Origin of the sequence: Microbacterium sp. UBA1612 (assembly GCF_002321605.1) — a bacterium.
In the GTDB taxonomy this organism is placed as follows: Bacteria; Actinomycetota; Actinomycetes; order Actinomycetales; family Microbacteriaceae; genus Microbacterium; species Microbacterium luteum.
In genome coordinates, this window is record NZ_DCMW01000025.1 from 131,281 (window position 1) to 152,338 (window position 21,058).

Annotated in this window: 23 protein-coding genes; 8 read left to right on the forward strand and 15 right to left on the reverse strand. The window is 69.5% G+C overall.

Translation table 11 applies throughout. The features are described from left to right. The first annotated feature begins 83 nt into the window (after positions 1-83). Positions 84-866 (forward strand): type I methionyl aminopeptidase, encoded by a 783-nt coding sequence (gene map / locus B3S45_RS11555; RefSeq protein ID WP_071043205.1) that lies wholly within the window; start codon positions 84-86, stop codon positions 864-866. 21 nt (positions 867-887) lie between these two features. Here map and trmD read toward each other — a convergent pair whose 3' ends face one another. Genes trmD through rpsP form a run of 4 tightly spaced genes read right to left on the reverse strand, consistent with a single transcriptional unit; the run spans position 888 to position 2,849 of the window. Then, entirely contained in the window at positions 888-1,562 is a 675-nt protein-coding gene (gene trmD / locus B3S45_RS11560) for a tRNA (guanosine(37)-N1)-methyltransferase TrmD (RefSeq protein ID WP_071043203.1), read from the reverse strand. A 7-nt stretch (positions 1,563-1,569) separates the two neighbouring features. After that, positions 1,570-2,199: a ribosome maturation factor RimM gene (gene rimM / locus B3S45_RS11565; protein WP_228481007.1), complete on the reverse strand. Its 630-nt coding sequence runs from the start codon at positions 2,197-2,199 to the stop codon at positions 1,570-1,572. After that, complete coding sequence (locus B3S45_RS11570) at positions 2,192-2,422, reverse strand: RNA-binding protein (RefSeq protein WP_071043200.1); 231 nt, start codon at positions 2,420-2,422, stop codon at positions 2,192-2,194. The genes rimM and B3S45_RS11570 overlap by 8 nt, the downstream gene beginning before the upstream one ends. Positions 2,423-2,426: 4 nt before the next feature. Then, positions 2,427-2,849: a 30S ribosomal protein S16 gene (rpsP, locus tag B3S45_RS11575; protein ID WP_071043198.1), complete on the reverse strand. Its 423-nt coding sequence runs from the start codon at positions 2,847-2,849 to the stop codon at positions 2,427-2,429. Between the two features lie 228 nt (positions 2,850-3,077). Here rpsP and B3S45_RS11580 point away from each other — a divergent pair, with 228 nt between their 5' ends. Genes B3S45_RS11580 through B3S45_RS11590 form a run of 3 tightly spaced genes read left to right on the forward strand, consistent with a single transcriptional unit; the run spans position 3,078 to position 5,010 of the window. After that, on the forward strand, positions 3,078-3,476 hold the full coding sequence (locus tag B3S45_RS11580) for a DMT family transporter (protein WP_286720721.1): 399 nt from the start codon (positions 3,078-3,080) through the stop codon (positions 3,474-3,476). Then, positions 3,473-3,796, forward strand: coding sequence for a DMT family transporter (locus B3S45_RS11585; protein ID WP_071043194.1), 324 nt, complete (start codon positions 3,473-3,475; stop codon positions 3,794-3,796). The genes B3S45_RS11580 and B3S45_RS11585 overlap by 4 nt, the downstream gene beginning before the upstream one ends. A 50-nt stretch (positions 3,797-3,846) precedes the next feature. Beyond that, on the forward strand, positions 3,847-5,010 hold the full coding sequence (locus tag B3S45_RS11590) for a glutamate--cysteine ligase (protein WP_071043192.1): 1,164 nt from the start codon (positions 3,847-3,849) through the stop codon (positions 5,008-5,010). A gap of 2 nt (positions 5,011-5,012) precedes the next feature. On the opposite strand, the gene ffh is transcribed toward B3S45_RS11590, so the two are convergent. Both ffh and B3S45_RS11600 read right to left on the reverse strand, forming a co-directional pair. Continuing rightward, positions 5,013-6,566 (reverse strand): signal recognition particle protein, encoded by a 1,554-nt coding sequence (gene ffh / locus B3S45_RS11595; protein ID WP_071043190.1) that lies wholly within the window; start codon positions 6,564-6,566, stop codon positions 5,013-5,015. A gap of 30 nt (positions 6,567-6,596) precedes the next feature. Next, positions 6,597-7,154, reverse strand: a complete 558-nt coding sequence (locus tag B3S45_RS11600) for a TetR/AcrR family transcriptional regulator (RefSeq protein WP_071043188.1) — start codon at positions 7,152-7,154, stop codon at positions 6,597-6,599. A gap of 103 nt (positions 7,155-7,257) precedes the next feature. On the opposite strand from B3S45_RS11600, the gene lipB reads away from it, so the two are divergent. Both lipB and lipA read left to right on the forward strand, forming a co-directional pair. Further along, positions 7,258-7,896, forward strand: coding sequence for a lipoyl(octanoyl) transferase LipB (lipB, locus tag B3S45_RS11605; RefSeq protein ID WP_286720727.1), 639 nt, complete (start codon positions 7,258-7,260; stop codon positions 7,894-7,896). Beyond that, on the forward strand, positions 7,893-8,918 hold the full coding sequence (gene lipA, locus B3S45_RS11610) for a lipoyl synthase (protein WP_176759360.1): 1,026 nt from the start codon (positions 7,893-7,895) through the stop codon (positions 8,916-8,918). The genes lipB and lipA overlap by 4 nt, the downstream gene beginning before the upstream one ends. Before the next feature lie 34 nt (positions 8,919-8,952). On the opposite strand, the gene B3S45_RS11615 is transcribed toward lipA, so the two are convergent. Genes B3S45_RS11615 through smc form a run of 3 tightly spaced genes read right to left on the reverse strand, consistent with a single transcriptional unit; the run spans position 8,953 to position 14,009 of the window. After that, entirely contained in the window at positions 8,953-9,453 is a 501-nt protein-coding gene (locus tag B3S45_RS11615) for a DUF2004 domain-containing protein (RefSeq protein WP_071043184.1), read from the reverse strand. A gap of 58 nt (positions 9,454-9,511) precedes the next feature. Next, the gene (gene ftsY, locus B3S45_RS11620) at positions 9,512-10,384 is read right to left on the reverse strand and encodes a signal recognition particle-docking protein FtsY (protein ID WP_286720730.1); all 873 of its coding nucleotides are present in this window, start codon (positions 10,382-10,384) and stop codon (positions 9,512-9,514) included. 49 nt (positions 10,385-10,433) lie between these two features. After that, positions 10,434-14,009, reverse strand: coding sequence for a chromosome segregation protein SMC (smc, locus tag B3S45_RS11625; protein ID WP_286720731.1), 3,576 nt, complete (start codon positions 14,007-14,009; stop codon positions 10,434-10,436). 443 nt (positions 14,010-14,452) lie between these two features. Here smc and B3S45_RS11630 point away from each other — a divergent pair, with 443 nt between their 5' ends. Together B3S45_RS11630 and B3S45_RS11635 are read left to right on the forward strand one after the other, a co-directional pair. Beyond that, positions 14,453-14,707, forward strand: a complete 255-nt coding sequence (locus B3S45_RS11630) for a hypothetical protein (RefSeq protein WP_286720733.1) — start codon at positions 14,453-14,455, stop codon at positions 14,705-14,707. A gap of 22 nt (positions 14,708-14,729) precedes the next feature. After that, positions 14,730-15,833, forward strand: coding sequence for a GNAT family N-acetyltransferase (locus B3S45_RS11635; RefSeq protein WP_286720735.1), 1,104 nt, complete (start codon positions 14,730-14,732; stop codon positions 15,831-15,833). Between the two features lie 3 nt (positions 15,834-15,836). Here the strand turns inward: B3S45_RS11635 and mutM are convergent, their stop codons facing one another. From mutM to B3S45_RS11665, 6 genes are all read right to left on the reverse strand, one after another. Further along, positions 15,837-16,745: a bifunctional DNA-formamidopyrimidine glycosylase/DNA-(apurinic or apyrimidinic site) lyase gene (mutM, locus tag B3S45_RS11640; protein ID WP_286720736.1), complete on the reverse strand. Its 909-nt coding sequence runs from the start codon at positions 16,743-16,745 to the stop codon at positions 15,837-15,839. Next, entirely contained in the window at positions 16,738-17,442 is a 705-nt protein-coding gene (rnc, locus tag B3S45_RS11645; protein WP_286720737.1) for a ribonuclease III, read from the reverse strand. The genes mutM and rnc overlap by 8 nt, the downstream gene beginning before the upstream one ends. Positions 17,443-17,461: 19 nt before the next feature. Then, positions 17,462-17,671 (reverse strand): 50S ribosomal protein L32, encoded by a 210-nt coding sequence (rpmF, locus tag B3S45_RS11650; RefSeq protein WP_045297913.1) that lies wholly within the window; start codon positions 17,669-17,671, stop codon positions 17,462-17,464. A gap of 39 nt (positions 17,672-17,710) precedes the next feature. Beyond that, positions 17,711-18,184, reverse strand: a complete 474-nt coding sequence (locus B3S45_RS11655) for a YceD family protein (RefSeq protein WP_286720777.1) — start codon at positions 18,182-18,184, stop codon at positions 17,711-17,713. A 119-nt stretch (positions 18,185-18,303) separates the two neighbouring features. After that, positions 18,304-18,801 (reverse strand): pantetheine-phosphate adenylyltransferase, encoded by a 498-nt coding sequence (coaD, locus tag B3S45_RS11660; protein WP_071043171.1) that lies wholly within the window; start codon positions 18,799-18,801, stop codon positions 18,304-18,306. 27 nt (positions 18,802-18,828) lie between these two features. After that, a complete protein-coding gene (locus B3S45_RS11665; protein ID WP_286720746.1) occupies positions 18,829-21,009 on the reverse strand; it encodes an ATP-dependent DNA helicase RecG in 2,181 nt (726 codons plus the stop codon). Between the last annotated feature and the right edge of the window lie 49 nt (positions 21,010-21,058).

The window sequence follows — 21,058 nt, forward strand, 5'->3', positions numbered from 1 at the left end:
GCACGTACGGCGATGATGGGCATCCTCACAGCCCGCGGTCGACGTATCGGAGAGAATGGAGACCGCCCCGCGAAAGGACCCCGATGATCGAACTGCGCACTCCGGCCGAGATCGACGCGATGCGGCCGGCCGGCCGATTCGTCGCCGAGACCCTGGCGACGCTCCGCGAAGACACCAGAGTGGGGACGAATCTGCTCACGATCGACCGACGCGCTCACGACCTCATCCGGCGGGCCGGTGCGACGTCGTGCTACATCGACTACCACCCCTCCTTCGGCGCGAGCCCGTTCGGCAAGGTCATCTGCACCTCGATCAACGACGCGGTGCTGCACGGGCTCCCCTTCGATTACGACCTGCGCGACGGCGACCTCGTCACGCTCGATTTCGCCGTCGCCGTGGACGGCTGGGTGGCCGACTCGGCCGTGTCCTTCGTGGTCGGTTCTGCGCGCGACGAGGACCTCGCCCTCATCGACACCACCCGGCGCGCCCTCGAGGCCGCCATCGGCGCCGCGACCGTCGGGAATCGCATCGGCGACATCTCCCACGCGGTCGCCGAGGTCGCGCGCGCCGACGGCCTCTCGATCAACACCGACTTCGGCGGACACGGCGTCGGCCGCGAGATGCACGGCGACCCGCACGTGCCCAACGACGGCAAGCCCGGCCGGGGATACCCGCTTCGCGACGGACTCGTGCTGGCACTCGAGCCGTGGTTCCTGCAGTCCACCGACAAGCTGGTCACCGACAAGGACGGATGGACCCTGCGCAGCGCCGACGGCTCGCGCGGCGCGCACTCCGAGCACACGATCGCGATCACCGACGCCGGACCTGTCGTCCTCACCGACCGGTCGCACCTCGGCGTCGACTGACCTCGCCTCGCCGGCTCGGGCTCAGAGCAGGTCGGGACGGTGAGCGCGCGTGCGCTCGACGCTCTGCGCGAGCCGCCACTGCGCGATCGCGCCGTGGTTGCCGCTGAGCAGGATCTCCGGCACCTCGAGACCGCGCCACACCGGCGGCTTGGTGTAGATCGGGTATTCCAGCAGCCCCTCTTCGTGCGACTCCTCAACGAGACTGCCGGGGTTGCCGATGACGCCCGGAATCAAGCGCGTCGTCGCCTCGATCATGGCCATCGCGGCCACCTCGCCACCGTTGAGCACGTAGTCGCCGAGACTCACGAGACGCACGCGCCCTCGCGCGGCGTAGTGATCGATGACACGCTGGTCGATGCCCTCGTACCGGCCGCACGCGAAGGCGAGGTGGCCCTCGGCGGACAGCTCGCGAGCGAGCGACTGCGAGAACCGTTCCCCCGCTGGCGACGGAACGATGAGGGCGGTCCGTTCCTCGAGGATCTCGTCGAGCGCCTCACCCCACGGCTCCGGCTTCATCACCATGCCGGCACCCCCGCCGTAAGGGGTGTCGTCGACGGTGCGATGACGATCGCGAGTCCAGGAGCGGAGGTCGTGCACGCGCACGTCGAGGAGTCCCCGCGCGCGGGCCTTGCCGATCAGCGAGACATCGAGCACATCGAAGAACGCCGGAAAGATCGTGACGATGTCGATGCGCATGCCGTGATCACTCCTGCTCGGTGCGGGCCTCGGGAACCTCGCCGCCGAGTGCCTCGTCGGCTTCGGGGGGCAGCTCCTCGAACAGACCCGCCGGCGGTGTGATCCGCACCCGGCCTGCCGCGAGATCGACCTCGGGCACGATGGCCTTGACGAACGGAACGAGCACTTCCGTCTCGTCGGCGAGAAGGACCGCGAGAAGGTCCTGCGACGGCAGGTGGTCGACGCGCGCCACGCGACCGACGACGGCACCGTCTCGCACGACGTCGAGTCCGACCAGCTGGTGGTCGTACCACGCGTCCTCTTCGTCGGAGGCGGCGGCCTCGTCGATCCACAGAATCGCGCGGACGAGCTCCTCGGCGGCGGTGCGGTCGTCGACGCCCTCGAAGAAGGCGACGGGATGGGAGTTCATCCAGCGGAACTCGCGCACGGTCAGCGGCTTCCCATGCCAGGGCGAGGACTCGGGAACCTGGAGGGTGAACGTCGCCCCCGGCACGAAGCGTCCGTCGGGGTCGTCGGTGTACAGCTCGAGCTTGAGCGCGCCTTTCAGGCCGTGCGCCTTGACGAGGCGACCGACGCGCAACTGCGTTTTGGAGCCGACCGGCGGGCGGGCGTCACCGGAGGGGGCCACGTCAGTCATCCGCGACGTCGACCCGCACACGGCGGCCATCGGCGAGCGCGGTGATGAGCGTGCGCAGCGCCTTGGCGGTGCGTCCGCCGCGCCCGATCACGCGTCCGCGGTCATCGGAGTGCACGTGCACCTCGAGGACATCCCCTCGTGACGACGAGGAGGAGACGATGCGGACGTCGTCGGGGTGATCGACGATCCCCTTGACGACGTGTTCGAGCGCGGCGGCGAGCACGGAATTACGCTTCGGCGGACTCGTCGGACGCCGCGGCGTCCTCGGCAGCGTCGGCGGCGGGCTCCTCGGCCTTCTTCTCGACCTTGGGCTTGATGACCGACTTCTTGTCGGCGTCGACCTCGAATGCTGCCTTCGTCTCGGCGGTCTTCACTGTCGAAACGGCGTCCTTGTCACCCTGGTGACGACCCCAGTCGCCCGTGAGCTTGAGGATGGCACGCACCTGGTCGGTCGGCTGAGCGCCGACGCCGAGCCAGTACTGGGCGCGGTCGGAGTCGACCTCGATGAACGAGGGCTCCTCGGTCGGGTGGTACTTGCCGATCTCTTCGATGACACGACCGTCGCGCTTGGTGCGCGAGTCGGCCACGACGATGCGGTAATAGGGCGCACGGATCTTTCCGAGGCGCTTGAGGCGGATCTTGACAGCCACGATTCTCCTGAATGAGTGAAAGCGAACGAACCGATCGCCTGGAGCGTGGGGTGCACACCCGGCGGAAGCTCTGGAACGGTCCACGGCGCTGGATAGAGGGTCGAGCGCCGGGTCCGACCCTCTATTCTGCCAGATCCTGCGCGGCGTCGCGAACCGCGCCGACGGCCGCTCCGGCAAGGGTCCGCTAGGGTGAGCGGGTCAACCCGCCCCCGCCCGAAAGTCTCCCCCATGGCCAAATGGTTGTACCTCGTCGGCGCCATCGTGCTGGAGGTGTCGGCGACTCTCTCGCTGCGACAGCTCGTGGACCACGCCGGCTGGATCGTCCTCGTCCTTCTCGGCTACGGCGGCGCCTTCCTGTGTCTGGCTCTGCTGCTGCGCGCGGGAGCCCCGATCGGCCTGACCTACGGCGTCTGGGCCGCGTCGGGTGTCGCGCTGACCGCCGTGCTGGCCGCACTGCTCTACGGCGACCCGCTGACCTGGCTCATGAGTCTCGGGATCGCGATCGTCATCGGCGGGGTGCTGCTGGTGGAGATGGGTGCGAGCACCCACTCGCGGCAGGCGCCGGCGACCGGTCCGATCGCGACGGCCACGGCCGAAGCAGCCGACACGAGGGAGGGACGACGATGACCTGGCTGCTCCTCGCGGGAGCGATCGTCTTCGAGGTGACGGGCACGATGTCGCTGCGCGCATCGGAGGGCTTCAAGAAGCGCGTCTGGATCGCGCCCGTGGTCGTCTCCTATGTCCTGGCCTTCACTCTGCTGTTCCTCTGTCTGGCGAACGGCATGCCGGTCGGTGTGGCATACGGTATCTGGTCCGCCTGCGGGGTCGCGCTGACCGCGGTCCTGGCGCGCGTGCTCTTCAAGGAGCCCTTCACGTGGGTGATGGGCCTCGGGATCATCGCCATCGCCGGGGGCGTTCTGCTGATCGAGCTCGGCGCGCCGCACTGATTCCCCCGACATTCTGATCCGCGCCCGCAGCGGCGTGGCAGGATGACGGCATGACGGTGCCCTTCGCGACATCCGCGCGCTCCTCGGTCGGCATCGAGTGGGAGCTGATGCTCGCCGATCGGCGGACCGGCGACCTGGTGCCGCGTGCCCCGGAGGTGTTCGCCGCCCTCCCCGAGGACACGGCGCTCGAACGGTTCACCGTCACCCAGGAGCTGCTGACGAACACGCTCGAGCTCACCAGCGGCGTCGGCCAGACGGTCGCTGCCGCCGTGGACGACATCGCCGACGCGATCGAGACGGTGCGCAGCATCACCGATCCGCTCGGGGTCGAGCTGATGTGCGCGGGGAGCCACCCGTTCGCGCAGTGGTACGACCAGGAGATCACCGACAAGACCCGCTATCACGAGCTCATCGAGCGCACGCAGTGGTGGGGGCGCAACATGATGATCTGGGGCATCCACGTGCACGTCGGCATCGATGACGTCGCCAAGGTCCTGCCGATCATGAACGCGCTCTCGGTGTATCTCCCCCACCTTCAGGCCCTCTCCGCCTCGAGCCCCTTCTGGGCCGGGGATCGAACGGGCTACGCGTCGAACCGTGCGCTGGTGTTCCAGCAGCTGCCCACGGCGGGTCTGCCCTGGCCGCTGCGGGACTGGGCGGAGTTCGAGGCCTATCTCGACGACATGGTCCGCACCGGCGTGATGGCCGATGCGACGGAGGTGAGGTGGGACATCCGGCCCGCACCACGCTGGGGCACCATCGAAGTGCGCGCGTGCGACGGCATGTCGACGCTTCCCGAACTCGCCGCCGTGGCCGCCCTCACCCAGGTTCTCGTCGAGCACTTCTCGCGCGAGCTCGACGAAGGGCGCGAGCTCACGATGATCCAGCCGTGGTTCGTGCGCGAGAACAAGTGGCGGGCTGCCCGATACGGACTGGACGCTCAGGTGATCGTCGCCCCCGACGGCACGCAGGTGCCCGTCCGCGAGCACCTGATGGAGACGCTGGAGCGGCACGCGGAGATCGCGGTCGAGCTCAAGTGCGCCAAGGAGTACGCCGGCGTGAACCGGATCATCGCCGAGGGCGCGAGCTCGTCGCGTCAGCTCGTCGTGGCCGATGCCGCCGGCGGTGATCTGCGCGAGGTCGTGCAGCATCTCATCCGCGAGTTCCGCGGAGGGCCGACCCTCCGCGAGCACCTCGCCGCGATGCGCGACTGATCTCAGCCTTTGCCGAGCATCTTCTGCAGCTCGGCAAGATCCGCCTCACTGGGCATGTCCCTGCCGGCACCCAGGCCGAATCCCGAACCGGTCGCCTCCGAGGCGGCGACCCCCGCGTTCTCGGCCGCACGCTTGGCCGGATTCCCCGAGCGCGATCCGCTCTTCTTCTTGGAGTTCTTGCCGCCGCCGCGCTTGGCTGAAGCACCCGGCTTGCCCCCCATGGGCCCCATGCCCGGGACGTTCGGAACACCTCCCCGAGCGACCGTCTTCATCATCTTGGCAGCCTGGTCGAAGCGCTGGACGAGCTGGTTGACGTCGGTGACCGTCATCCCCGACCCGCGCGCGATGCGCAGGCGTCGGGAGCCGTTGAGAACCTTCGGATTGCGGCGCTCGCCCGGCGTCATCGACCGGATGATCGCCTCCGTCCGATCGATCTCACGCTCATCGAAGTCGTCGATCTGCTGCTTCATCTGGCCCATGCCCGGGAGCATCCCGAGCATCTTCTTCATCGAGCCCATCTTCTTGAACTGCTGCATCTGCTCGAGGAAGTCTTCGAGGGTGAACTGCTCCGTCGCGATCTTGTCGGCGACCTTGCGCGCTTCCTCTTCGTCGAACGTCTGCTGCGCCTGCTCGATCAGGGTGAGGATGTCGCCGAGGTCCAGGATGCGGCTGGCCATGCGGTCCGGGTGGAAGGGCTCGAGGTCATCGAGCCCCTCTCCCGTCGAGGCGAAGATGATCGGGCGACCGGTCACCGAGGCCACCGAGAGCGCGGCACCGCCGCGCGCGTCGCCGTCGAGCTTGGACAGCACCACGCCGGTGAAGTCGACCCCGTCCTGGAAGGCCTTGGCCGTGTTGACCGCGTCCTGGCCGATCATCGCGTCGATGACGAAGAGCACCTCGTCCGGTCGGGTCGCGGTGCGGATGTCGGCGGCCTGCTTCATCAGCTGCGCATCGACACCCAGCCGTCCGGCGGTGTCGATGATGACCACATCGTGCTGCTGACGGCGCGCCGTCTCGACGCCGGCGCGCGCGACCGCGACCGGGTCGCCGACGCCGTTGCCCGGTTCCGGGGCGAAGATCGCGGCCCCTGCTCGCTCGGCGACGACCTGCAGCTGGTTGACGGCGTTCGGGCGCTGCAGGTCGCACGCGACCAGGAGCGGGGTGTGGCCGTCCTTCTCGAGCCGCTTGGCGAGCTTGCCGGCGAAGGTGGTCTTTCCCGAGCCCTGGAGCCCCGCGAGCATGATGACGGTGGGAGGGTTCTTCGCGAATTCGAGGCGACGCTGCTGACCGCCGAGGATGGCCACGAGCTCCTCGTTGACGATCTGAACGACCTGCTGCGCCGGGTTCAGGGCCCGGTTCACCTCGTCGCCCAGCGCGCGCTCGCGCACCTTCGCGGTGAAATCCTTGACGACCGTCAGCGCCACGTCGGCGTCGAGCAGCGCACGACGGATCTCGCGGACGGTGCCGTCGACGTCCGCGGGAGTGAGCTTCCCTTTGGTGCGGAGGTTGCGGAAGGTCTCGGTGAGCCGGTCGGAGAGAGTGCCGAAAGTCGCCATGATCCACCGATTCTACGCGTCCGCGGCGGGTCAGCGCGGCAGCACGAGCGCCAGCGCCGCCGTCACCTCGTCGGGGAGAGATGACGTTCCGGGGCCCGACCCGGCCCACCGCCATACGGCGCTGAAGATGGCGGCCGCGCGCGCCGCCCCGTCGATGTCCGCGGCGGCGGAATCGTCCCCCGGAGCGCGAAGCCGGTCCGCGATCAGACCGCTCAGCCGCAGCTGGCGGCGGGCGCGTTCGGACTCGAGATCGCTCTCGATACCCATGATCGCCGCATTCACGATCCCGAGCGCGAGACTGTCCGGCGCGAACGCCTCGGCGAAGGAGCGGAGCGCGGCATCCACCTCGACGCCGTCGCTCAACGAACGCGCGACCACGTCGAGCCGCTCGTCGAACCCGCTCCACAGGATGTCGGACTTGGAGGCGAAGTAGTTGAAGAAGCTCGACCGGCTGACGCCCGCGCGCCGTGTGATGTCCACGATCGACGTCGCCGCGAAGCCCTGTTCGAGGAAGAGCTCGCAGGCCGCTTCGGCGAGTGTCTCTCGTGAAGACGCCTTGGGCCGGCCGACGCGCGCTCCACTGTCCACGGGTCCACGCTATCGACGCGGACGCATGCACGCGCGTGTCGCCGCCCGCTGATCGCAGCGCGGGTATTGTTGGACGCGTTCCAACATTCCAGGAAGGTTCGTGATGCCCGACATCCTGACCCTGGGCCTCGCCCCCGACCTCATGCCCTATCGCCACGCGTGGGAGCTGCAGCGACGCGTGCACGCCGATGTCGTCGATCGCACGCGCCCGGACACCGTGCTGCTGCTGGAGCACGAGGCCGTCTACACCGCGGGCACCCGCACCGCGGCACACGAGCGCCCGACCGACGGCACGCCGGTCATCGACGTCGACCGCGGCGGGAAGATCACGTGGCACGGACCCGGTCAGCTCGTCGGGTATCCCATCGTGCGCCTCCCCGACCCCGTCGACGTCGTCGCCCACGTACGGCGCCTCGAGCGCCTCCTCATCGACGCGCTGGCCGAGCACGGCGTCGAAGGGCGGCAGGTGACCGGACGGAGCGGGGTCTGGGTGCGGCGGCCCCTCGGCGACGACAAGGTGGCCGCGATCGGCGTGCGCGTCGAGCGCGGAGTGACGATGCACGGGTTCGCGATCAACTGCGACAACTCGCTCGCGCCGTTCCAGGGCATCATTCCGTGCGGGATCACCGACGCCGGCGTCACGACAGTGAGCGAAGCCTCCGGAGTGGTGACCAGTCCGCGCGACATCGTCGCCACCGTCATCCGGCACCTCACGAGCACCTACGCGGAGGTGGCGGCATGACCGGCTGCGCACCCACGAGCGGCGACAGTGCCGCGACCCGACCCGACGGGCGCAGGATGCTGCGGCTCGAGGTGCGCAACGCGCAGACGCCGATCGAGCGCAAGCCGGAGTGGATCAAGACGCGCGCGAAGATGGGACCGGAGTACTCCGCGCTGCACTCGCTCGTGAAGACCGAAGAGCTGCACACCGTCTGCCAGGAGGCCGGGTGCCCGAACATCTACGAGTGCTGGGAAGACCGCGAGGCGACCTTCCTCATCGGCGGCTCCCAGTGCACGCGACGCTGCGACTTCTGCCAGATCGACACCGGCAAGCCCGCCGACTACGACACGGATGAACCGCGGCGCGTGGCCGAGAGCGTCGCGAGGATGGACCTCCGATACGCGACCGTGACGGGGGTCGCCCGCGACGACCTGCCCGATGGTGGTGCGTGGCTGCATGCGGAGACGGTCCGAGCCATCCACGAGCGGAATCCGCGCACCGGCGTCGAGATCCTCGCCACCGACTTCAACGGGGATCCCGACCAGCTGGACGAGGTCTTCTCGAGCAGCCCCGAGGTGTTCGCCCACAACGTCGAGACGGTGCCGCGCATCTTCAAGCGCATCCGTCCGGCCTTCCGCTACGAGCGGTCGCTCGGCGTGCTCACGCGGGCACACCGTGCCGGTCTGATCACGAAGTCCAACCTCATCCTCGGCATGGGCGAGGAGCCGGAGGAGGTCGCGCAGGCGCTTCGGGACCTCCGCGAGGCGGGCACGGACATCATCACCATCACGCAGTACCTTCGACCGTCCCCGCGGCACCTGCCTGTCGCCCGCTGGGTCAAGCCGGAGGAGTTCGTCGCGTTCAAGACGGAGGCGGAGCGGATCGGATTCCTCGGCGTGCTGGCCGGTCCGCTCGTGCGCTCGTCCTACCGCGCGGGGCGCCTGTGGGCCCAGTCCATGCGGTCGATGGGACGAGACCTTCCCCGGCACCTCGCGCACATCGGCGAGGAAGCCGGCGCGGACCGCTTCGCCCAGGCCGTCTGACGCGCTCGGCGACCTACCGCGGGGCCCGCAGCCGTCAGTCGGCGCTGGTCACCGAGACGACGTCGCCGTCGGAGTCGAGGTTCACCAGCAGCACATCGTCCGTCGCGTCGGGATCCAGAGCGTACTCGAGCACGGCGAACGGATCGCTGCCGCCGAGTTCGTCCGCGAGGATGGTCATGCTCATGATCTGCAGCGACCGGATGATGTCGACGTGGGTGTCACCGCTGATGTCGACGAGCATGTCCTCGAGGTCGTCGCCGAGCGACTCCTGCTGCTGCAGGATGTACTCGATCACCTCGCTGGTGCGGTCGCCGAGCTCGGAGACCATCGCTCCCCGGGCCTTCGCGTCGACAGCCTCCAGGGCGGCGATGAGCGCGGCGGCGACATCGAGCGCGGCGGGCGAGACATCGTCCTGATCGGGAGCGGTGAGATCGACGGTCACGGACTGGTCGCCGAGCTCGACGACCTCCGACCAGAAGAGCGACCCGTCGGGGCCGGACTCGAGAAGGCCGAAGTAATCGTGCTCGATCGCCATCCCTCCATGAAACCAGCACGCCCGCCCGGGCGATAGATCTGCGGGTCGTGTCGCCGGATCAGTCCACGAGCGACGCGGCGAACACGTGCGGGGTGAACCCCGTGAGGTCGCCGATGCCCTCGCCCTGCCCGAGGAGCTTGACCGGGATCCCGGTGCGCTCCTGCACGTTGAGGATGAAACCGCCCTTGGCGGAGCCGTCGAGCTTGGTGATGACCAGTCCGGTCACACCGGCGTGCTGCAGGAACGCTTCCGCCTGCGTCACGCCGTTCTGTCCCGTCGTGGCGTCGAGCACGAGCAGCACTTCGCTGATCGGCGCCTGCTTCTCGACCACCCGGCGGATCTTCGTGAGTTCATCCATCAGCCCACCCTTGGTGTGCAGGCGTCCGGCGGTGTCGATGAGCACGATCTCCGTGCCGGTCTGCTTGGCGTGGTCGATCGTCTGGAACGCCACCGAGGCGGGGTCCTGACCCTCCTGCTGGGGACGCACGATCGTCGCGCCGCCGCGCTCGGCCCACGTGGCGAGCTGCTCGACGGCCGCGGCCCGGAAGGTGTCGGCCGCCCCGACGACGACGGTGCGTCCGTAACGCTGCAGGAACTTGGCGAACTTGCCGATCGTGGTGGTCTTGCCCACGCCGTTGACGCCGACCACGAGGACGACGGCCGGACGCTCCGTGAGTTTCAGCGTGGTGTCGAACCGGGCGAAGTGCTCCTCGAGCGTCTCACGCAGCATCCGCTGCAGGTCTCTCGGATCGGTGGTGCGGTACCGATCGACCTTCTCGCGCAGCTCGTCGACGATGCGCTCGGTGATGTCCGGACCGAAGTCGGCGGTGAGCAGCGCCGTCTCGAGGTCGTCCCACGTCGTCTCGTCGATCGTCGGCTTCACGAACATGCCGCGCAGCGCGCGACCGAGCGACCAGGAACTCTCTGCCATGCCCCCAGCCTAGGGGCGTCGCCCCGCCGCGACCGGAGCCCGCCACGGATCAGGCGGTGACGCGCTCCCGGTCGCGCACGCGCTGGCCGACGACCGCGGACACGCCGTCCTGACGCATCGAGACGCCGTAGAGCGCATCGGCGATCTCCATCGTGCGCTTCTGGTGCGTGATGACGATGAGCTGGCTGCTCTCGCGAAGCTGTTCGAACACGCCGAGCAGCCGGCCGAGGTTCGCGTCGTCGAGGGCAGCCTCGACCTCGTCGAGGATGTAGAAGGGGCTCGGCCGCGCCTTGAAGATCGCCGTCAGCAGCGCGACGGCGGCGAGTGAGCGCTCTCCCCCGGACAGCAGCGACAACCGCTCGATCTTCTTGCCGACCGGACGCACGGAGACCTCGATCCCGGTCGTCAACGGCGCGTCGGGGTCGGTGAGCGAGATGCTGCCGGTTCCTCCCGGAAAGAGGATCGGGAAGACCTCGCCGAAGGCGACCTTCGTGTCCTCGAACGCCTCGAGGAAGATGGTCCGCATCCGCTCGTCGAGCTCCTCGATGATGGTCGCGAGATCCTTTCGGGTACGCGTCAGATCGTCGAGCTGATCCACGAGGAATTTGTGACGCTGCTCGAGCGCGGCGAACTCCTCCAGCGCCAGCGGGTTCACCCGGCCGAGCTGCGACAGCTTCCGCTCGGCCTCCTGAAGCCGCTTCCGTTGGGCCGTCCGGTCGTATGCGACCGTCGGCATATCATCCTCCGTCATACCGTCAGATTGCTCGCCCGCGGCGTTGAGACTGCTCGATGAGGGGTCTACGTCGCAAGGAACGGGCTGATCCGGACCGTATTCCCCGACCAGGACGTCTTCGCCGAGACCCAACTCGTTCGATACCCGCTCCAGCAGGCTCGACACGTGCAGCTTCTTCTCGTGAATGGTCAATTCCAGCCCGTGCACGCTCTCGGTGAGCCCGGCGAGCCGCTCCCGCGTCGAGGCTTCGGATCGGCGGAGGTCGGCGAGCTCCGCCGTCAGCGCCGTGCGCGCGGACTCGGCCGCGGCCAGTTCGACACGCGCCTGACTGAGCGAGCGGTCGACGGAGTCGAGCACCGCGGGCAGCGCGGCCGAGATCCCCTGCGCGGTCTCACGCTGCGCACGGCGGATGACGGCGCGCCGCGCCGCCTCCTCCGCGGCCGCTCGCTCGCGCTCACGCTGTCTCTCCAGTTGCTGCACCCGTGCCTGCCCGGCTCGCACGCGCTCCCGCAGCGTCTCGACGTCGAGCCGTGCGCGCATCTCGGCGTCGCGGGCCTCTTCGAGCGCGAGGAGAAGGCTGTCGCGCGCGGAGACGTCGAGAATGGGCCGGGGAAGCTCCAGCGCGTGGGTCAGCTGCTCCTGTGCGGACCGGGCAGCCGCCTCGGCCTCTTCCACGGCAGCCTGAGCTTGACGGAGTCCGGCTGTGAGCCGCTCGCACTCGGCAGAGGCCGACTCCTGGCGCACCGTCGCGCGATTGACGCGCTCGGCGTGGGCCGCGAGCGCGGCGTCGTGCTCGCGGAGCGCGGACAGGCTCGCCTTCGTCTCGGCGCGGGCGCGATCGAGCTGTGCCGACCGTTCACCGAGCGCCTCGCGCAGCGAGTCGGCGACGACCAGGATCTCGGCGCGTCGATCCGCGGCGCCGTCGCGTTCAGCGGCGAGCTCGAGGCGCGATCGCCCCTGACCGGAGCCGGCACGCACCGTCGGTCCGGTGAAGACCTCGCCGTCTCGCGTGACCACCGTCAGCGGCGCGGCGGGCTGCGCGTCGAGAGTGTCGGCGACGGCGCGCACGGCGTCGAGGTCGTCCGCGATCAGCACACGGGCGAGCATGTCCTGAATGCCGGCCGGCGCCGTCACCACCTCGTGAGCGGGGCGCGTGCCGGGGATCTCCGGCAGGTCGCTGCCGCCAACCCGGACGTCGGCGATGACGATGTCCACGACACCGAGATCACGACCGCGCAGGGTCGACGCGAGGTCGAAAGCGGCACTGCGGTCCTGGGCGAGAACACCCTCGGCGAGGGGGCCGAGCACGGCGGCGATCGCGGCCTCGTATCCCGGCGTGACCTGCACCGCGTCCCCCACGAGGCCGACAAGCCCGGCAGCGCCTTCGGCGAGGAGCTCCGACGCCGCGTTGCGCACGTCGAGCGCACGGGAGAGGGCCGCGGTCTGTGCGCTGAGGGCTTCGCCCTCGCGCTCGGCGGCGTGCAGTCTGTCGCGCAGCTCCGAGACCGCGGTCTCGAGATCGCCGGCGGTGCGCTGAGCGCGCTCGTAGGCGGCGGCGTTCTCGTCGACGGCGCTCTGCGGCGCCGAGCCGACGTCGATCTCGTCGAGTTCCGCCTCGGCCTCGGCACGTCGGGTCAGTGCCGCATCGAGCGCTTTCTGCTGGCGGTCGACCGCAGTGCGCACCGCTGTCAGGGCGGAATCCGCTGCCTCGGCCGTTCCGCGCATCGCGGTGATCTTCATGTCGTGCGCCGAAACGAGTGAGCTCTGCTCGGCGATGTCGACATCGAGAGCGTCGAGCTCGGCGCGGGCACGGATGACGTCGCGCCCCGCCGATTCGGCGGCGTCCTGCGCGTCACCGAGGCCCGCGGCGATGTCGTCGATCTCGGCTCGTGCCTCGTCGATCGCCGCCTGGGTCACCGTCGCGCCCTCGACGATGTCGCTCTGCTCCGGTTCCGCCAGCAGCGACAGGCGCTGCCCGGCGAGGGCGTAGAGCGACCGGAGGCGCTCCTGAACACGCTCCAGGCCGTGGGCGACGCGCCGCGCCTCGTCGACGGCTTCCGAACGCTGTTCGGCCTCGAGATGCGCGATGCGGCCACGCACGACGTCGAGCTGCTCCTGCAATGCTCCGCGCTCGGTGTGCCGCTCCTGCTCGGTGCGGGCGAACGCGTCGAGCTCGGTGCGCAGGGCGACGAGGTCGTCGGCGAGCAGCCGCGCCTTCGCGTCGCGCACGATCGCGGCGATCGATTGCGCCTCTCTGGCGATCTCGGCCTGCCGACCGAGCGGCTTGAGCTGTCGGCGCAGCTCGCCGGCCAGGTCGCTGAGGCGTGTGAGGTTCGCCTCCATCGCCTCGAGCTTGCGCAACGTCTTCTCTTTACGGCGCCGATGCTTGAGGATGCCTGCTGCTTCTTCGATGAAGCCGCGGCGGTCTTCGGGAGAGGCCTGCAGCACGGCGTCGAGCCGGCCCTGACCGACGATGACGTGCATCTCGCGACCGAGCCCCGAATCGCTCAGCAGCTCCTGCACGTCGAGGAGCCGACACGACTCGCCGTTGATCGCGTATTCACTCGATCCGTTGCGGAACAGGGTGCGGCGGATGCTCACCTCGGCGTACTCGATCGGCAGGGCACCGTCGCCGTTGTCGATGGTCAGCTGCACCTCGACACGTCCGAGCGGACCGCGCGTGGCCGTTCCGGCGAAGATGACATCCTCCATCTTGCCGCCGCGCAGCGTCTTCGCACCCTGCTCCCCCATCACCCACGCGAGCGCGTCGACGACATTGGACTTGCCGGATCCGTTCGGCCCGACGATGCACGTGACCCCTGTCTCGAGTTCGAAGGTCGTCGGCTGGGCGAACGACTTGAACCCTTTGAGCGTCACGCTCTTCAGGTGCATGGATGCGTCCTCCGGCCTGTCTGGATCACCGATACACGCTACCCGAGACGCGCCGTGACGTCGGCGCGACAGACGGTCATCGATCGCATCCGACACGCCCGTCGTCCACCGAAACCGAGAAATCCCTTGACGTCTTGGATCCGCCGCGCTAATGTCCAGATCGCGTCTCAGCCGGAAAGGAGGTCACCGATGATTCAGATGCTTGCGCCTTTTGCGCCGATCACCCGTACCGGGATCCGCTCCCCGCACCGTGGTCTCGCTCCGGTGGCCGGATTCCGCGACGTCGTCACGCGCGTCGCCGCCTGACCGCCGCCTCACCCGCACCCTGCGCCATCTGTGCGCGCCGCTTCGGCACCCCCGGCTCGACCTCGCTTCACCCCGAGGCTCCCTGCCGCTCGATCATTCTGCGCCATTCGCGCGTCCTCACTCGAAAGTGCACTTCCGTGAACACACTCGCACCCTTCGTGCCTTCGCACGAGCGGGAAACCCTGTCCGCCGCGGTGAGCGATCACCGCCTGTCCGCCCTCGATCGGCTCGAACTGCGTCTCGGCCTGTGGCTGCTCCTCCGGAGCGCTCGGCGCCTCGACGTCGCCGATGACCCTGCACAGCTGTCTCGACGCGACGCCGCACGCCGCGAACGCGCCGAACGCGAGAGACGGGCCGAACGCGTCTACCTGCTGCGCGTTCCACGCCTGTGACCACCCGACGGAAGAAGCGATCATGTCCGACACGACCCCCGAGGTCGTCCCCTTCCACGGCGGCTCGTTCCGCCGCGTCGGGATCCCCCGATCACCGGCGGATCCCGACGCGTCGGACTTCGTCGCCACCGTGGCGGCACGCAACACCGTCTCCCGGGAGGTGTCCGGGACCGACGACCACACCCGCACCGTTGCGGAGCTGTTGCCGCACTACCGCCCGGACGCGTATGAGATCCGGCATCTGTGGCTCGTGACCGACGACGACGGACGCGCGATCGGCCGGGTCGGCGTGGACATCCCTCTCGAAGCCGTGTCGACGGTGGCCTTCTGGACCATCGAACTCATCCGGGCGTCGTGGGGGCGCGGCATCGGCTCGGCCGCTCACCGTCTCGTCGAGAGGACGGCGCGCGAACACGGGCGCACGGTCCTGCAGTCGTGGGCGGACCACCCCGACGCTCGGGGCGAACGTCTTGCACCGCCGACGGGGTTCGGCAGCATCCCCCTCGATCACGCCGCGCGCTTCTATCGACGGCACGGCTACACCCTCGAGCAGATCGAGCGATGCAGCGCCTTCGACCTCACCGCCGCACCGGATCGGGTGCAGAGCCTGCTCACCGCTGCCCGGGCGGCGGCCTCCGGCTACCGGGTCGTGCAGTGGATGCTGCCCACTCCCGCGGAACGCGTCGCCGGGTACGCCTGGATGAAGTCGCGGATGTCGACGGATGTTCCCGCCGCCGCGCTGACCTTCGACGAAGAGGCCTGGGATGCCGCCCGCGTGGAACGGCACGACGCCCTGTGGCTCGACGGCGGCCACCGCGTTCTGGTGACCGCCGCAGAGCACATCGCCACCGGTGAGCTGTGCGCGTTCAACGAACTCGTGCGCGGCTCCGCTCCCGGTTCGGTCACGTTCCAGGAGGACACCCTCGTACTCGCGGCGCATCGCGGGCACCGCCTGGGCATGCTGGTCAAGTGCGCCGGTCTGCTGCGATGGCGCGAGATCGCGCCGGACTCCCCGCGCGTGCTGACCTACAACGCCGAGGAGAACCGGCCGATGCTCGACATCAACGAGGCACTCGGATTCGTCCCCGTCCTGTACGACGGCGCCTGGAAGAAGACGCTGACGTGAACCTCAGGACGCGCGCCTCTGGCACCGGGCGCAGAAGTGGCTGCTGCGGTTGGTGAACGACACCCGCACGACCGGATGCCCGCAGCGCGGACAGGCCTGCCCGGTGCGCCCGTAGACGTTCAGCGAATGGGCGAAGTAGCCCGCCTGACCGTTGACGTTCACGTACTGCGCGTCGAAACTCGTCCCACCCTCGGCGAGGGCCTTGTGCAGCACCGCGCGAACCTCGGAGAGCAGGCGCTGCACGGCTCGAGTGGTCAATGCGAACGCCGGCGTCTCGGGATGGATGCGAGCAGCCCACAGGGACTCGTCGGCATAGATGTTCCCGATGCCGCTCACGACGGTCTGATCCAGCAGCACGCGCTTGATCGCGGAGCCCTTGCGGCCCAGAGCCTTCCGGAAGTCCGCTTCGGCGAACGCGGGGTCGAGGGGGTCGCGGGCGATGTGAACGACCTGCGTCGGAACGGTCGCGGCCGGCCAGCCGGCGCCCCCGGCCGCGGCGTCCGGTGTCGGCACGAGGGCGTCCCAGGCGAGCGAGCCGAAGGTGCGCTGATCGGCGAACACGACGGCGAGCTCGCCGTGCTCGGGGTGCTGCACGTCGAGGCGAACACGTTCGTGACGCTCGGGGGGCGAACCGGCGGGACGAAGCAGCAGCTGACCGCTCATGCCGAGGTGCGCGACGACGCCGACCGATTCCTCCGGCGCCTCCGCCAGGAGCGGGAGCCACAGGAACTTGCCGCGGCGCGCGGCCGCCTGCATCGTCCGCCCCGTCAGTCGCGCCTCGAAGTCGGCCGCGGTGCCGGGGTGCCGTGTGAGAGCCCGGTCATCGAGCACCGTCACGGCGGCCACCCGGGCGCCGCTGACGGCGGGGGCGAGGCCCGCACGGACGACCTCGACCTCGGGCAGCTCAGGCACGCGCGCTGAGCTCGTGCCACGCGGCGAGCGCCGCGGCCATCTCGGCCTGCTTCTTGCTGGTCCCGACGCCGACCGAGGAGTGATCGCCGACGGCGACCGTGGCGGTGAACAACCGGTCGTGGTCGGGACCGGTGGAATCGACCTCGTAGACCGGCGCCGGACGCTCGAGCCTCGCGGCGAGCTCCTGGAGTCCCGTCTTGGGATCCATCGCGACGCCGTAGCGCTCGGGATCCGCGAGCAGCGGCTCGACCAGCCGCAGGACGAGGGAGGTCGCCGCGTCCGGACCCGTCGACAGATAGGTCGCGCCGATCACGGCCTCCATGGTGTCGGCGAGGATCGAGTCCTTGTCCCGCCCGCCCGTGCGGTCTTCACCGACCCCCAGGCGCAAATGCTCCCCGAGCCGGATGCCGCGCGCGACCTCGGCCAGCGCGACGGTGGACACCACGCTTGCACGACGCTTGGCCAGCGAGCCCTCGTCGAGTTCGGGATGCCGGGTGTACAGCCGCACGGTGACGGCTTGGCCGAGCACACTGTCCCCGAGGAACTCGAGACGTTCGTTGTGCGGTCCTTGGCCGTTCTCATACGCCCACGAACGGTGGGTGAGCGCAAGCGACAGAAGCTCGGGGTCGATATCGACCCCGAGCTTGTCGAGAAGGGACGCGTCGGACGCCGTCGCCCGCGTGCCACGCTGCGCCATGATCAGCCGCGACGGCCGATCAGACGTCGGCGACCTTGCGGCCCTTGTACTCCAGGAACAGCTCCGTGCCCTGCGAGTCGGTGACGACCTTCGCCTGGTGCGGACGACTGTAGACGGTCTTGCCGTTCTCGACGGTCTTGACGAGCGTGGGGGCCTCGGCCTTCCACTGCGCGCGGCGTGAGCGCGTGTTGGAACGGGAGACCTTCCGCTTCGGGGGGTTACCTGCCATGGCTGACTCTCTTCTGTGTTCTCGGCGACCTGCCCGCCCTCACGGGCGCGAGGTGTCGTCGTGGTCTGTGGTGTAGTCCTGCAACGCGGCCCAGCGCGGATCGATCGGAGCGGGCTGCTCCTGAACCGTGCGCTCCGTCAGCCTCTCGCCCGTCACGGGGTCGAGCCCGGGACAGTCCGGCTGACACACCGGCTGGAACGGAAGCGACAAGACGATCGCTTCCCTGACCGGAGGTTCAAGATCCACGTGGTCGTCGTGAACCTCGAAGTCAGTTTGTTCCGATCCAGGATACGCGAAAAGCTCCTGAAACTCGACTTCGACCGGTTCCGACACATCGGTGAGGCACCGACCGCAGACGCCTCGGTAGTCGGTGTCGATGTCCGCGGAGACGAGAATGCCCTCGTGAACCGACTCCAGACGCACGTGGACGGTGATCGGCTCACCCTGCGGAACCGAGACGAGGCCCTCGCCCCACTTCTCGGGAGCAGTCACCTCGATCTCGAACTCGCGCATCTCACCCGGGCGGTGGGTGATGTCGCGGACGGGGAGGACGAACGGTCCCTGACTGTGCTTGACCACGGTCGACAATGCTACCCGTGCGAAGCGGGAGGCGGGCCGGTCGGAGCATCCCGTCAGATCCCGCGGGCCCCCGTGTCGAGGAAGCGCGCAACCGGCGCAGGTACGAACGGCGACACGTCGCCGCCGAGAGCCGACACCTGCCGGACCAGGGAGCTCGACACCATGGCGTGGGCGGGGTCGGGCAGCAGGAACACCGTCTCGATCTCGGCGAGGTGCCGGTTCACGATGGCCATGGGGGTCTCGTATGCGACGTCCACCTGTGAGCGGATGCCCTTCACGAGCACGCCCGCTCCGACCTCCACCGCGTAGTCGACGAGCAGACCGACGCTCCAGGCCGCAACGACCACGTCGCCGTCGACGTCGCCCTCGGCGATGGATTCCTCCAGCAGCGACAGGCGCTGCGCGATCGGAAGCATCGCCTCCTTGTCCGGATTGTGCACGACCAGTACGTGCAGCCGGTCGTACAGACCCGCGGCGCGACGGATGACGTCGAGGTGGCCCAGGGTCGGCGGGTCGAAGGATCCCGGGACCACGGCGACACGGCTGCTCATGCGGCCAGCCTAGCGGCGCGGCCGTGCTCAGTTCTTGGCGAGGGCTGCTCGTTCCGCCATCCCCACCCTCCGCGCGAGGGCCGCCTCCAGCGCGGGGTGTCCTTCCAGGGCCGGATCGGCTGCGAGCACCTCCTCGGCCGCGGCGCGGGCGTGGGCGATCATGTCGGCGTCGGTGACGACCCGGAGCAGTCGCAGCGAGGTGCGCGCGCCCGACTGCGCGTCACCGAGCACATCTCCCTCGCCCCGCAGCTCGAGGTCGACCTCGGCGAGGGCGAATCCGTCGAGGGTGCGCGCCACCGCATCGACCCGGTCGCGCGCGGGACTGCCTCGCTCGGCCTCCGTCACGAGCAGGCACAGGCCCGGCACGCCGCCGCGGCCGACACGCCCCCGCAACTGGTGGAGCTGCGACACACCGAATCGATCAGCCTCGAGGATGACCATCGTCGAGGCGTTGGGCACATCGACGCCGACCTCGACGACGGTCGTTGCCACGAGCACGTCGACCTCGCCGCGGGCGAAGGCCTGCATCACCGCGTCCTTGTGCTCGGCGGGCATCTTGCCGTGCAGCGTCTCGACGCGCAGCGCCGCGAAGGCCGGGTGCCCCGCCAGCAGCTCTGCGACCTGCACGACGCCCCATCGCGTGCGCGCCGGACCCGCGCCCGCCGCATCGGCGTCAGCGAGGGGGTCGACGGTGGGGGCGTCGGCGCCGTCGCGCACGGCTCCTCCGCTGCCGTCGGCGTCGATCGCCGCGCACACGACGAACGCCTGTCGTCCCTGCGACACCTCTTCGGCGATGCGGTCCCACACGCGAGCGAACCAGGCCGGTCGCTCGGCGACCGGAGCCACGTGCGTCTCGATGCCTGCTCGTCCGGCCGGCATCGAGCGGATCGTGGAGACGTCGAGGTCGCCGAACACCGTCATCGCGACGGTGCGGGGGATGGGTGTGGCCGTGAGGACCAGAGCGTGCGGGGAGGTTCCCTTCGCCCGCAACGATTCGCGCTGGTCGACCCCGAACCGGTGCTGCTCGTCGACGACGACGAGTCCGAGGTCGGCGAAGGTCGTGCTCTCGCTCAGGAGGGCGTGCGTGCCGACGACGACGAGCGACTGCCCCGACGCGACGCGCAGTGCTGCGCGTCGTCGTTCCGCCGCCGAGAGCTGCCCGGTGAGCAGCGTCGGCATGATCCGCGGGGCGAGTTCGGGGCCGAGCATTTTGGTGATCGAGCGAAGATGCTGAGCGGCGAGGACCTCGGTCGGCGCGATGAGGGCGGACTGCCCCCCGCTCTCGGCGACCTGGAGCATCGCTCGGAGCGCCACCAGCGTCTTCCCCGAGCCGACCTCGCCCTGCACGAGACGGTTCATCGGCCAGGCCCCGGCGAGGTCCGCGCCGATGCGCTCACCGACCTCGACCTGATCCTCGGTGAGCTCGAACGGCAGTCGCGCATCGAAGTCGGCCAGCAGTGCGCCCGATGTCCGGGCGGTCGCCGACATCGCCCGCACGAACTGACGCTGCTGCAGCAGCGCCGCCTGCAGCACGAAGGCCTCGTGCATGCGGAGCGTCTGTCGGGCTGGTTCGATCTGCTCGTCGAAGTCCGGGCGGTGAATGCGTTCGATGGCGGTGCCCAGCGGAAGCAGACGAGCAGCCTCGCGAAGCCTGTCGGGTAGCGGGTCGGGCACGGGGTCGAGCACGTCGAGGGCGTGGTGGACGAGCTTGGTGATCTGCCAGCTCGTCAGCGTGCTGGTCGCCGGATAGATGGGGATGGGAAGCTTCGCCCACGCTTCGGCCGACATGAGGGCGGTGTCGATGTCATCGAAGAGTTCGTAGGCGGGATGCGTCAACTGCACCGACCCGCGGTACTCCCCCACCTTTCCCGAGAAGGTGCCGCGACGCCCCGGCCGGAGGTCCTTCATGCGCCAGGACTGATTGAAGAACGTCAGCGACATCTCGCCGGTGCCGTCGCCGATCACGACCTCGAGGATGCTCCCGCTGCGGTTGCGCATGCGCCGTTCGCCGACGCGGCGCACCTCGGCGACGATGGTGACCGTCTCGCCCACGGGCAGCGTGAGGATGGGCGTCAGCTCGCCCCGACGGGCGTAGCGCCGAGGATAGTGGCCGAGCAGATCGCCCACGGTCTTCATCCCGAACGCGCGCTCGAGCGTCTTGGCCGCGGTGCCGACGACACCGTCGAGGCGGGAGTCGAGGGTGGGCATGGCAGAAAGTCTAGGCACCGCCACCGACGCCTCCGGCTTTGTAGGGTGG